The organism is Stenotrophomonas maltophilia group sp. Smal32 (genome assembly GCF_030237085.1).
Lineage (GTDB): Bacteria > Pseudomonadota > Gammaproteobacteria > Xanthomonadales > Xanthomonadaceae > Stenotrophomonas > Stenotrophomonas maltophilia_Q.
In genome coordinates this window covers 1-12,152 of record NZ_JASJSI010000030.1, presented here as the reverse complement: position 1 = coordinate 12,152, position 12,152 = coordinate 1, and the positions used below count along the sequence as shown (strand labels likewise).

12 protein-coding genes are annotated in these 12,152 nt (G+C 67.3%); 5 read left to right on the top strand and 7 right to left on the bottom strand.

All coding sequences use genetic code 11. The features are described from left to right. Positions 1–231 precede the first annotated feature (231 nt). Positions 232–1,083, bottom strand: a complete 852-nt coding sequence (gene speE, locus QRO91_RS09605; protein ID WP_049432009.1) for a polyamine aminopropyltransferase — start codon at positions 1,081–1,083, stop codon at positions 232–234. A 191-nt stretch (positions 1,084–1,274) separates the two neighbouring features. On the opposite strand from speE, the gene speA reads away from it, so the two are divergent. Both speA and QRO91_RS09595 read left to right on the top strand, forming a co-directional pair. Further along, on the top strand, positions 1,275–3,164 hold the full coding sequence (gene speA, locus QRO91_RS09600; RefSeq protein ID WP_197650213.1) for an arginine decarboxylase: 1,890 nt from the start codon (positions 1,275–1,277) through the stop codon (positions 3,162–3,164). A 43-nt stretch (positions 3,165–3,207) separates the two neighbouring features. Then, on the top strand, positions 3,208–3,528 hold the full coding sequence (locus QRO91_RS09595; RefSeq protein ID WP_049432014.1) for a DUF6122 family protein: 321 nt from the start codon (positions 3,208–3,210) through the stop codon (positions 3,526–3,528). 142 nt (positions 3,529–3,670) lie between these two features. Here QRO91_RS09595 and QRO91_RS09590 read toward each other — a convergent pair whose 3' ends face one another. The 3 genes from QRO91_RS09590 to QRO91_RS09580 are packed head-to-tail and all read right to left on the bottom strand — an operon-like array spanning position 3,671 to position 5,936. Beyond that, a complete protein-coding gene (locus QRO91_RS09590) occupies positions 3,671–4,990 on the bottom strand; it encodes a sensor histidine kinase (protein WP_197650214.1) in 1,320 nt (439 codons plus the stop codon). Beyond that, positions 4,987–5,646 carry a response regulator transcription factor gene (locus QRO91_RS09585; protein WP_049432019.1) on the bottom strand — a complete coding sequence of 220 codons (660 nt, stop codon included), beginning with the start codon at positions 5,644–5,646 and terminating at the stop codon, positions 4,987–4,989. The genes QRO91_RS09590 and QRO91_RS09585 overlap by 4 nt, the downstream gene beginning before the upstream one ends. Next, complete coding sequence (locus QRO91_RS09580) at positions 5,646–5,936, bottom strand: PepSY domain-containing protein (protein ID WP_049432022.1); 291 nt, start codon at positions 5,934–5,936, stop codon at positions 5,646–5,648. The genes QRO91_RS09585 and QRO91_RS09580 overlap by 1 nt, the downstream gene beginning before the upstream one ends. A 151-nt stretch (positions 5,937–6,087) precedes the next feature. Here QRO91_RS09580 and QRO91_RS09575 point away from each other — a divergent pair, with 151 nt between their 5' ends. After that, positions 6,088–6,522, top strand: a complete 435-nt coding sequence (locus QRO91_RS09575) for a PepSY domain-containing protein (protein ID WP_043034271.1) — start codon at positions 6,088–6,090, stop codon at positions 6,520–6,522. An 83-nt stretch (positions 6,523–6,605) separates the two neighbouring features. On the opposite strand, the gene QRO91_RS09570 is transcribed toward QRO91_RS09575, so the two are convergent. The 3 genes from QRO91_RS09570 to QRO91_RS09560 all read right to left on the bottom strand — a co-directional run bounded on the left by QRO91_RS09570 (position 6,606) and on the right by QRO91_RS09560 (position 8,931). Continuing rightward, entirely contained in the window at positions 6,606–7,088 is a 483-nt protein-coding gene (locus tag QRO91_RS09570; RefSeq protein ID WP_285310370.1) for a hypothetical protein, read from the bottom strand. A 126-nt stretch (positions 7,089–7,214) separates the two neighbouring features. After that, positions 7,215–8,423, bottom strand: a complete 1,209-nt coding sequence (locus QRO91_RS09565; RefSeq protein ID WP_285310369.1) for an FAD-binding oxidoreductase — start codon at positions 8,421–8,423, stop codon at positions 7,215–7,217. Between the two features lie 13 nt (positions 8,424–8,436). Next, positions 8,437–8,931: a lipocalin family protein gene (locus tag QRO91_RS09560; RefSeq protein WP_049432030.1), complete on the bottom strand. Its 495-nt coding sequence runs from the start codon at positions 8,929–8,931 to the stop codon at positions 8,437–8,439. Positions 8,932–9,113: 182 nt separating this feature from the next. Here QRO91_RS09560 and QRO91_RS09555 point away from each other — a divergent pair, with 182 nt between their 5' ends. Beyond that, positions 9,114–9,362 carry a hypothetical protein gene (locus QRO91_RS09555; RefSeq protein WP_006474562.1) on the top strand — a complete coding sequence of 83 codons (249 nt, stop codon included), beginning with the start codon at positions 9,114–9,116 and terminating at the stop codon, positions 9,360–9,362. 82 nt (positions 9,363–9,444) lie between these two features. Then, a complete protein-coding gene (locus tag QRO91_RS09550) occupies positions 9,445–11,874 on the top strand; it encodes a DUF3772 domain-containing protein (protein ID WP_197633356.1) in 2,430 nt (809 codons plus the stop codon). Positions 11,875–12,152: the final 278 nt, after the last annotated feature.

Here is a 12,152-nt window from a genome sequence, read left to right as displayed (position 1 = left end):
CCCCCCCCCCCCCCCCCCCCGGGCGCCCCCACCCCCCACACCCCGGGGGGCGGGGGGGGGCCGGTGGGGCCCCGAAACGGGCCGCAGGCACCCACCCCCCCCCCGGACCCCCGCGGGGCAGGGTGTACCCCGGAGCCCACGCTCGGCTGCTCCTGCGAGAACATCAGCCGAGCATGGGCTCGGCTCTACAGAAAGCAGAAACCCGCGCTGTCGCCAGCGCGGGTTTTTCTTTTACTTCAGTGCCGCCTGCACGAACGGCGGGGTCACCAGCACGCCGGTGTGCAGCGCGGCGGTGTAGTACAGGGTGTTGAAGGTCTTGGCGGCCGAGTCGGCCTGGCGGAAGTCGAAGCTGCTGTCGCCCTTGCGCGCCATGGTCACGCTCCACCAGCCGGTCGGGTAGCACGGCTGCGGGAACGGCAGGGTCTTGAACGAGCCGAAGCCGGCCTTGCCCATCTCGGCGCGCATCTCGTTGATCAGGTCCAGCTGCATCAGCGGCGACTCGGACTGCTGCACCAGGATGCCGTCGTCCTTCAGGGCCTTGAAGCAGCTCTCGTAGAACGCCTTGTTGAACAGGCCTTCACCCGGGCCGACCGGATCGGTCGAGTCCACGATCACCACGTCCACGCTTCCGGCCGGGCAGTTGGCCATGTAGGCCACGCCGTCGTCGAACAGCAGCTCGGCGCGGGCGTCGTCATTGGAGTCGCACAGTTCCGGGAAGTGCTTGCGCGCCATCACGGTGACCTGCTCGTCGATATCGCACTGGGTCACGCTTTCCACGCCGGTGTGCTTGAGCACTTCGCGCAGGGTGCCGCAGTCGCCGCCACCGATGATCACCACGCGCTTGGGCGCGGCGTGGGTGAACAGCACCGGGTGGCTGATCATCTCGTGGTAGAAGAAGTTGTCCTTGCTGGTCAGCATGATGGCCCCGTCGATGGTCATCAGGTTGCCCCAGTCGGTGGTCTGGAAGATCTCGATCTTCTGGAACGGCGACTGCACCTCGTCCAGCTTGCCGGTGATGCGGTAGCCGATGGCCGAGCCGGTGCGCTCGAAGTGTTCGATGTACCAGTTGTTGCTGTCAGTCATTGGAAAACAGTCCTGTTCGGAGGGGTGGAGCCGGGCTGGCGGGCGGGGCCGCGTGGCACAGATGCCACATCCGGACGGATCGGCCCGTTCAGGTTGAAACCTGTCACGGGCGCGGGCGCGCATGATAACGAACCTGTGGGCATATAGGCGTTATCATGCCCCCCCTTTTATTGCCAACAAGGCCGACTGAAATGACCGATTGGTCCCTCGACCAAGCCCGCAAGACCTACTCGATCCCGCATTGGGCGGATGGTTACTTCGACGTGGATCAGGCCGGGCACATGGTGGTGAGACCGACCGGGGCGGACGGCCCGGTGGTGTCGCTGCCCAAGGTGGTGGACGCTGCGCGCGCCGCCGGCGCCAAGCTGCCGCTGCTGGTGCGCTTCCCCGACATTCTCGGTCAGCGCCTGGGCAAGCTGCAGGCGGCCTTCGCCCAGGCCCAGCAGGACTGGGACTATGCCGGCGGCTATACCGCTGTGTACCCGATCAAGGTCAACCAGCACCGCGGCGTGGCCGGCACCCTGGCCAGCCACCACGGTGAAGGCTTCGGTCTGGAAGCGGGCAGCAAGCCCGAGCTGATGGCCGTGCTGGCGCTGTCGCGCCCGGGTGGCCTGATCGTCTGCAACGGCTACAAGGACCGCGAGTACATCCGCCTGGCCCTGATCGGTCGCAAGCTGGGCCTGCAGACCTTCATCGTCATCGAGAAGCCGTCCGAGCTGAAGCTGGTGCTGGAAGAGTCCAAGGCGCTGGACGTGAAGCCGGGCCTGGGCGTGCGCATGCGCCTGGCCTCGCTGGGCGCCGGCAAGTGGCAGAACAGCGGTGGCGACAAGGCCAAGTTCGGTCTGTCACCGCGCCAGCTGCTGGACCTGTGGAAGTCGCTGCGCGATACCGAGTACGCCGACTGCCTGAGCCTGCTGCACTTCCACATGGGCTCGCAGATTTCCAACGTGCGCGACATTGCCAACGGCATGCGCGAAGCTACCCGCTATTTCGTCGAGCTGTCACAGCTGGGCGCGAAGATCACCCACGTGGACGTGGGCGGTGGCCTGGGCGTGGACTACGAAGGCACCCGTTCGCGCAGCTTCTGCTCGATCAACTACGGCCTGAATTCGTATGCCAGCAACATCGTGCAGCCGCTGGCCAGCGCCTGCGAAGAGCACGGCCTGACTCCGCCGCGCATCGTGACCGAGTGCGGCCGCGCGATGACCGCACACCACGCGGTGCTGATCGCCAATGTCTCTGAAGTGGAGCAGGCGCAGGAAGGCCGCGTGCCGGACCAGCACGACGACGAGCCGGCGGCGATCCGCCACCTGCGCGAAATCCATGAGGAACTGGACGTGCGCCCGGCGGTGGAACTGTTCCAGGAAGCGCAGCACTTCCACGCCGAAGGCCTGGCCAGCTACGCGCTGGGCCAGATCGACCTGCCGCAGCGTGCGCGCATCGACGACCTGTTCTATGCCATCGCCCACGGCGTGCGCGCGCGCCTGAGCTACGACGAAAAGAGCCATCGCCCGGCGCTGGACGAATTGAACGAGCGCCTGGTCGACAAGTACTTCGTCAACTTCAGCGTGTTCGAATCGATTCCCGATGCCTGGGCGATCGACCAGGTGTTCCCGATCGTGCCGATCGAACGCCTGAACGAAACGCCGGACCGCCGCGGCATCATCGCCGACATGACCTGCGATTCCGATGGCATGGTCAAGACCTACGTTGAGAACGAGAGTCTGGACAGCTCGCTGCCGCTGCACGCGATCAAGCACGGCGAAAGCTACCGCATCGGTTTCTTCATGGTCGGCGCCTACCAGGAAATCCTGGGCGACATCCACAATCTGTTCGGTGATACCGACGCGGTGGAAGTGCTGGCCGACGCCGATGGTTATGCCATCACCCAGCAGCGCCGTGGCGACACCACCGACGTGATGCTGGACTACGTGGGTTACAGGCTGGACGACCTGCGTGCGGCCTATGCCCAGCGCGTGGCGGCGGCCGAGCTGTCGCCGGAACGTGCGCAGGAACTGTCGGAAGCGCTGGAAGCGGGCCTGACCGGCTACACGTACCTGTCCGACGAACCGCTGGTCTGATGATTACGGGAACGCCGGGCATGGCCCGGCGCTACCGGCCCCGATGAGCGCACGCGCGATCTTCCACCTGTTCCTGCATGCCGCCGTGCCAGCCCTGCTGGCATGGCTGTTCTGGCGCAAGCGTTTCGCCTCGGCGTGGTTGCTGATGCTGCTGGGCTGGGTGATCGACCTGGACCACCTGCTGGCCGATCCGATCTACGCGCCCAACCGCTGCAGCATCGGTTTCCACCCGCTGCATACGGCCCCGGCCATCGCCGTCTACGCGGGGCTGTGCGTGCCGAAGAAAACGCGGTTGTTCGGCATCGGTTTGATCATCCACATCGTGCTGGACGCGATTGACTGCTGGTGGATGCATCACCGTTGATGGGGAACTGAAATGCCCGGCGAAGGCGGTAGAGTCGACTGTTAGTCGACTGCTCTTTGCTGAGGCGCTGGGAAATCCCGCGCTACGCGCGAAAGTCGACTAACAGTCGACTCTACCCGCTTGGCGTTCCAGCGCCAACGAGTCACCCCGCTGGCAACCACACCGTCGCCCGCAACCCTGGCTGCGCATTCTCCAACGCCAACCGCCCGCCGTAGCTGGCGGCGATATCGCCCACGATCGCCAGGCCCAACCCGCTGCTGCCTTCACGCTCATCCAGCCGCACACCACGCTGGGTGACCCGTTCCAGCGCGTCTGCAGCCAGGCCGGGGCCGTCATCGCGCACTTCGATGCGTAGCTGCCCTTCGCTGGTTTCTGCTTCGACAGTGACCTGCCGTTGCGCCCAGCGCCCGGCGTTGTCCAGCAGGTTGCCCAGCATCTCTTCCAGGTCCGCACTGGCACCGGCGAACTGCAACGCCGGATCGATATCCGCCGCCGTGAACGCAATGCCACGTTCGCCATGCACGCGTGCCATCAGCCGGCACATCGCCTGCGCGACGGCCGCCACGTCGGTGCGTTGGCGATGGTCGGCGGCCAGTCCGGCAGCAAGGTAACGGTCGACGCTGGCCTGCATGCGCGCACTCTGCTCGCGCACGGTGGCACGCCAATGCGTACCGTCGCCGTCGGCCTCGGCGGCCAATACGCTCAGCGGAGTCTTCAGCGCATGCGCCAGATCCTGTGCACTGGTGCGTGCCCGCGCGACCATGCGCTGCTGGTGCTCCAGCAGCGCGTTGAGTTCTTCACCCAGCGGTGCGACCTCCGCGCCCAATCCGCGCGTTTCGATGCGCTGCGCATCACCGCGCCGTACGCGTTCCAGCTGCGCACCGAGGCGATGCAGCGGGCGCAGGCCGAAGTGCACCTGGCTGGCCAGCACCGCCAGCCACGCGGCGACCAGCACGCCCAGCGCGATGGCGGTGCGCTTGCGGAATGCAGCAACATCCGCGTCCAGTGCGCTGCGATCGGTGGCGACCACCGCCACGAACGATCCGCTGGCGCGTGGCAGGCGCACCTGCTGCACGCGTGCGCGCAGCGATTGCTGCAGGGGGCCGGTCAGGTTGCGCGTGGCCGGGCCAGTGGCGGTGGCGGGAAGCGTTTCATCCCACAACGAGCGTGACTGCAGCAGCACGCGGCCATCGGCACCGGCGATCTGCCAGTAAGCCCCGGAGAACACCCGCTGGAAGCGCGCATCGTTCGGCTCCTGGCGCAGCTGCAACTGGCCGTCGGGGGCAACTTCCACCTGCGCGACCAGAGTCAGCATGTCCTGCTGCAGTTCGTGGTCCAGCCGATCACGCGCGCTGCGCTTGAAAAGTTCCCCCAGCAGTGCACTGGCCAGCAGCGAGATCAGCAGCAGGCCGACGCCACCGGCCAGCAGCAGGCGCCGTCGCAGCGAGGGCTGCCGCGTCACGGCGGCGCCAGCCGCCAGCCCTGGCCGCGTACGGTTTGGATCAGCTCGATGCCGAGCTTGCGGCGTACGCGCCCGAGCAGCACATCCAGCGCGTTGGAGTCGGGATCCAGCCCACCCTCGAACACCTGTTCACCCAGGCGGTCACGGCCGATCACCTGGCCGCTGTGATGGATGAAGCAACTGAGCAGGCGGAACTCCTGCGGGCTCAGTGCCAGCGGCTGTCCGTCCAGTTCGAAGCGGCCGGCGTTGACGTCCAGCTGCAGCGGGCCGCAGTGCAGGCGCGGGCTGGCGTGGCCATGGCTGCGGCGGATCAGGGCGCGCAGGCGCAGCACCAGTTCGTCGGCCTGGAACGGTTTGGTCAGGTAGTCGTCGGCACCGGCATCGAAGCCGGCCAGCTTGTCGTGCCAGCGCCCGCGCGCGGTCAGCACCAGCACCGGGAAGCCGCGGCCGTTGCTACGCCAGCGCTCGATCACGCTCAGTCCGTCCAGGCCGGGCAGGCCCAGGTCGACGATGGCCGCCTGCAGATCTTCGATCTGGCCGATCTCTTCGGCCTGGCGGCCATCGGCAACCACATGCACCACGTAGCCGGCCTGCTCCAGCAGGGGCACCAGGCGCTGCGCCAGCGCGGCATCGTCTTCGGCCAACAGGATGCGCATCAGTCGTCCAGCTCCGTCTTCAGCAGCTTTCCGCTGCGCGCATCATAGTCCAGCTCCACCACCACGCCGTCAGCGCGCAGGATCTCCACTTCGTAGACGCCGTCGTCCAGCTCCACTTCCAGCAGTTGCCCCGGGTAGCGCTTGAGTGCATCGCGCACCACGCTTTCCAGCGGCACGTAACGGCCTTGCTGCACGGCACGGCGCGCGACCTGCTGCGCCGGATCCTGCACGGGCGCAGCGGCGGTCGGGGTGTTGGCCAGGGCCAGCAGCAGGGGCAGGGTGGCGAGCATCGCGGGCGCATGAGGGAAGGGGGAACAGGCGTGAGTGTGCAGCGGCTGACTAACAGCGGGCTAACAGCGCCGGCTAAGGGGCTGTTAACCACCCCGTGCATCGTGGCGTTGCCGGGATGGTCCGGCCATGAACACGAACAGGAGAATCCCCATGTTGAAGTCGCTTGCCCTCGCCACCGTCGCCGCCCTGGCCATCGTACCGGCCGCTCAGGCCGCACCGCTGGGCATGGCCCAGGTTGAACAGACCCTGCGCAAGGCCGGTTACACCCAGATCCACGAGATCGAGCGTGATGACAGCCTGTGGGAAGCGGACGTGAGCCGCGCCGATGGCCGCTTCAGCGAGGTCTACGTGGACCCGAAGACCGGCGAGATCTTCGACGAGCACAACGGCCGCGCGCTGCTGACCACCGAGCAGGTGCTGGCACGGGCACAGGCACATGGCCTGCGCGAGATCCATTCGTTGGAACGCGATGGTGCCACCTGGTCGCTGGAAGCGCGCAATGCCCGCAACCAGAAGGTGGAGGTGCGCCTGAGCGGTTACGACGGCCGCATCCTGCACAGCGAGCGCGATGGCTGGCTGGATTGACGTTGGCCCATGTAGAGCCGAGCCCATGCTCGGCTTTGCGGCCAACCGTAGCCGAGCATGGGCTCGGCTCTACAGGAGCTGGCTTACCAGCCGAACGGCGGCGGGTAGTCCCAGTAGCCCGGGCCACGGCCGTAGTAGCCGCCATACGGACCGAAGAAGCCCGGGCCCTTGCCTTCGCTCACGTGGATGTTGACGTTGACCCCGTGGGTCTTGCCCTCATCGGTGGTGTAGTTCTTGCTCAGGTTCAGCGTGGCGGCGTTGTAGTGGCTGTTGCCGCCATTCCTGGAATAGCCGATGCCGGTGGTGAAGCTGCCGGACACCTTGACCTTGTCGTCAGTGACGTCGGCGATCTTGGCGTCGTCGTGCACGCGCGGGCCGCTCTTGTCACCGTAGTACGTGCCCGGCGGGTCCTGCTGCAGGGCCGGGTCGTTGAGGTAGCGCATCGGCGCCTGCGGCAGCGTCAGGTCCAGGCCGGCCGCCTGCGGCGCGGTGGCGCCTGCGGCGGACTGGGCCAGCACGGTTCCCGGCAGGGCCAGGCACAGCAGCAGGGTCAGGGGGCGGATCATGACAGCGCTCCAGCGGACAGGTGGCCACGCAACACGCGGCGGTACAGGCCGACGCTAGCAGGGGCTGCTTGAATGATGCCTGTCGGTACCGGATTGGGGTAGAGCCAGGCCATGCCTGGCTGCAGGTCACAACCGCCCGAACCCGAACAGCCCCGCCAGTGGATGCGTGCGCCGTTCGATCCGGGCCCGCAGCAGCTGCGCGCCGATCATCGAATAGGTGATGCCGTTGCCACCGTAGGCCATGGCGAAGTGCACCCGCGGTCCCCATTGTTCGTGCGGGCCGAAGAACGGCAGGCCATCAGCGGTCTCGGCGAAGGTGCCGCCCCAGGAGAACGCCGGCACCGGGTCCAGCCGTGGGAACCAGCGCAGCAGCTGCTTCATCAGCTGGTCGGCCTTGCTCTGAACGCGCCGGTCGCGGCGGGCGGGGATGTCGATGGCGTCGTCCAGCCCGCCCACCAGCAGGCGACGGTCGCCGGTGGCGCGCAGGTACAGGTAGGGGCGGGCGCTCTCCCAGACCATCGTGTTGCGCAGCCGGCCGAGCACGTCCGCATCGATGGGATCGGTGATGAAGGCGTAGCTGCTGCGGTTGCGTGCGACCCGTTGCTTGAGCCAGCGCTGGTTGGCATAGCCCATGGCCAGCACCACGTGGCGTGCGCGGATGGTGGCACCGGCTTCGGTACGGGCGGTCACCCCGCGCGCGGTAGCATCGAGGCTGTGCAGTACGGTGCGGTCATGCACATGGCCGCCGCGCCGACGCAGGCGCTGCAGCAGCGCATAGGTCAGCCGATACGGATCAACCCGGGCCGCCTGCCGGGTCAGCAGGGCGCCGCCGGCCCCAACGTCGAAACGTTCCTGCAGTTCCCCGGGGCCAAGCCAGCGGGCATCCAGGCCGATACCGCGACGGGCATCGCCTTCGGCCATCAGGCGCGGCACGTCGCGATGGCGGCTGGCCAGGTACAGGCTGTCCATCCGCTGGAAATCCACGTCCTTCAGGCCCCGCGCCACATCGCCCAGCGCCGGAATGGCCTCGGCACAGGCAAGGTAGGCCCGTGCGGCGGCGTCATGGCCGTAACGCTGTGCCAGTTCCAGGAGATGGGTTTCGATCTCGTACTGCAGCAGCGCGGTGCTGGCGGCGGTACTGCCCCAACCGATGTCGCGCTGCTCGATGACCGCCACCTCGTGGCCGTGGGCGGACAGTTCGTCGGCGATCAGCGCACCGGTGATGCCACCACCCACCACCAGCACGTCGCAGCGCAGGTTCTCTTCCAGCGGTGGGAAGGCGTGGATCAGGCCGTTGCGAACCGCCCACCATGGGTAGCCACTCTTGAGGTCCATGGGCGTGCGCGGCTCAGGCTGTCGGGCGACCGGTATGCGGGGTGTGGATCAGTTCGGACAGATCGAAGCCCTGCAGGCGGGCAGTCGCCAGATAATGGTCCTGCACGGTCGCGTCCAGGCGTGGCTCGCGCGCCATCAGCCACAGGTACTTGCGGTCCGGGCTGCCGACCAGCGCGACGCTGTAGTCCGGGGCGACCTGGATCACCCAGTAGTCGCCCTTGGCGAATGGCAACCAGCGCAGGCCCTTGGGCAGGAAGCTCACCTCCAGGCGCGCGCTGTCGTTGTCGACGGCACAGGCCTCGCCGGTGGCTTCCTCGACCTCGCCGTCCATGCGGCAGCGGTTGGTGACGCCGACGTTGCCGTTGTCGAGCAGGGTGTAGTGCGCCGACACGTCGGTGCAGCCTTCCGGTTCGTGGCGCATCGGCAGGCGTGCGATCTCGTACCAGGTGCCCAGGTAGCGGGGCAGCTTGAGGTCGGTGACGGTCTTCAGCGGCGGGTGGTCGGTCATCGGCGGTCGTGGCAGGGGGGGGCCTCCACGATGCCGATGGCCTTGCCATGGGCGGGTGAAGCCGGGGCGATGGCCGTGTCCAGAACGTTCCGTCGCTGCTGCGGCGTGCCCGTTGTCAACGGTGCGGCGGTATGCTGCCACCAGCGCCGTGTTTTCCTGATCCAACCGAAGTGGAGGTGCCGATGTACCAGGTGATCCTGTTGAAGAGTGAATCCGCGTTCGCACGCGAACAGTGGCCGCAGGTCGACGACCTGGTGGACTACGAGGGCGTCAGCTATAGCCTGCGTGCCGGCCCGCGCCAGCCACTGCCGACCGACCACGACTGGCACCCGGTGGCGGTGTATGCGCCCGATGAGATCACCGAGGAAGAGTTCCAGGACTGGTACGCGCTGCAGCAGCCCACGGTGGAAGAGCTGCGGTTGAAGTACTGATACCGCCACGGGGCCACGCATCCGCCCTTTACCGTCTGTGCCGTATAGTCGCGCGCAGGCGCGGTGGTCCGCGCGAAACGGTGTGGCTGGCGTGTCTTCTTTCCTGCAATCGATCCGTGCACGGGGGCCTTGGCTGGTCCTGCTGCTGTGCACTGCCTTCCTGCTGTCGGCACCGGTGCTGGCACAGGATGAGGACCCCACGCCGAAGCAGCAGCTGGCGGATATCGATGCGAAGCTGAAGGAAGTCGACCGCAAGCGTGGTGATGCCGCGGCCATCGAAACATTGGCCATGCTGTCCGAGGACGCTTCGAAGGCCCGGCGTGACGCCGAGGCGCTGGAGAAGTCGCTGCAGCCGCAGCTGGACCGTCTCGACGAACAGCTGGCGCAGCTGGGCACGCCTGCCGAGGGCGCCACCGAGCCGCCCGAACTGGCGGCGCAACGGCGCATCCTCAACAAGCAGCGCGACGGACTGGCCGCATCGGTGGCCCAAGCCAAGACCAGCGCGGTGCGTGCCCAGCAGCTGGCGACCGACATCGACCAGCAACGCGCCGCGCAGCGCACCGAAGAGCTGGGGCAGAAGGTGGCCTCGCCGCTGTCGCCTGCGCTGTGGAGCAAGGTGGCCGAGCGCCTGCCGATCGATATCGCACGCGTTGCGCCGCTGGCCGAGCAGGGGCGTGACACGCTGATCGCTGGCATCGGCGCCAATGGCTGGGGCACGCCGCTGCTGGGCCTGGTGGCCGCGCTGGTGATGATGTTCCCGCTGCGGTTGTGGCTGCGCCGCCTGGGGCGGCAGTTCGCCGCGTCTGACCGCGCGCCTGATGGCCGCCTGCGCCGGTCTGGCCTGGCCATGTGGCTGCTGCTGGTGGGCACGTTGCTGCCCGGCTATGCCGTAGTGGTGCTGATGGCGGCGCTGGACGCCGTTGATGCGATCGCACCGCGCCTGCAGGTGGTGGCCGACGGGTTGGAAACCGCGACCTTCCGCGCCGCGTTCATCGCGGCGCTCAGCGCCTGCCTGCTGGTGCCCAAGCGCCCCTCATGGCGATTGTTGAATCTGGACGACACCGCCGCACTGAAATTGCGCAAGTACGCCTGGGGCGCGGCGGCGCTGGCCTGGCTGAGCGCGGTGCTGGTCGCCCTCGATCAGGCCACGCGCACCAGCGACGTCACCACGGTGGCGCTGGATGGCCTGATTGCACTGACCTACCTCGGCCTGATCATGGCCATGCTGGTGACGCTGGCGCGCCTGCACCGCCGGCAGACCGCCGAGGCCGAAGCCAAGCTGGAAGCGCAGGCGGACGGGCAGGGCCCGAGTACACCGGTGCGCCGCAGCAGCTGGCTGGTGCTGGCGCGCGTGGCGGGCAACATTGCGGTGGTGGCAGCGATCATCGCCACGCTGCTGGGCTATCTGAATTTCGCCAAGTTCGTGAACCAGCAGCTGATCGGCGGCAGCATCGTGGTGCTGGCGGCGACGCTGCTGTTCAAGTTCGTAGATGACCTGAGCACCTGGATGCTCAACGCCGACAGCAAGGTTGGCCAGACCATCCTGCTCAGCACTGGCCTGAGCGTGTCGCGGCTGGAGCAGGCCGGCGTGCTGCTGTCGGCAGCACTGCGCACCATCGTCGTACTGATCGCGCTGCTGGCGCTGGTGGCGCCATTCGGCAACATCGGCGCAGTGGTCGAGCGGTTCTCGTCGCTGTTCACTTCTGGGTTCGATATCGGCGGAACCAAGCTGGAGCCGGTGCGCATCGTGCTGGCCGTGCTGGTGCTGCTGGCCGGCCTGGCGGTCACCCAGCTGGTGCAGCGCTGGCTGACCGACACCTACCTGCCCAAGACCGAACTGGACCTGGGCGCACGCAATTCGGTGAGTACGGTTGCCCGCTATGTGGGCATCATCATCGCGGTGATCTGGGCGCTGAGCGCGATGGGCCTGCAGCTGAGCAAGCTGGCATTGCTGGTCAGCGCGCTGTCGGTGGGTATCGGCTTCGGCCTGCAGGTGATCACCCAGAACTTTGTTTCCGGCCTGATCCTGCTGGCCGAGCGCCCGGTGAAGATCGGCGACTGGGTGAAGCTGGGTGACCAGGAGGGCGACATCCGCCGCATCAGCCTGCGATCGACCGAGATCCAGGTGGGCGACAAGTCGACGCTGATCGTGCCCAACTCCGAGCTGGTCACCAAGACCGTGCGCAACATGACGATGGGCAACAACCAGGGCCGCATCCAGATCCAGTTCGCGGTACCGCCCAGCACGGATGTCGGCAATCTGCGGCAGGCGCTGCTGGATGCGTACACCGCGCACACCAACGTGCTGAAGCAGCCGGCGCCGACGGTCTACATCGACAGCATTGCCGGTGGCCAGATCACCATCAACAGCTTCGCGTACGTGGCCAGCCCGCGGCAGGTCTACGCCACCCGCAGCGATCTGTACTTCAGCCTGCTGCAGATCCTGGCGGAGCGGAACATCCCGCTGTCGACCCCGACCGATATCCACATCACCCGCGATCCGCAGGAGTAGGGGGTGTTCTACAGGGCTGCGCCCTGCACCCGCCGAAGCAACGTCAACCGCAAGAGCAACAGCAAAAGCTGGCATTCCGAGGATTGGCGGGGTGGGGGGGGGGGGGGGGGGGGGGGGGGCCCCCCCCCCCCCCGGGGGGGGGGGGGGGCGCCCCCCCGGCGCCGCCCCCCCCCCCCCCCCCCCCCCCCCCCCCCCCCCCTGGCCCCCCCTCGCGTACATTAAAAAAATATTATATAGATTTATTTAGTCTAACACAAGATTAAACTCTATTATATTAA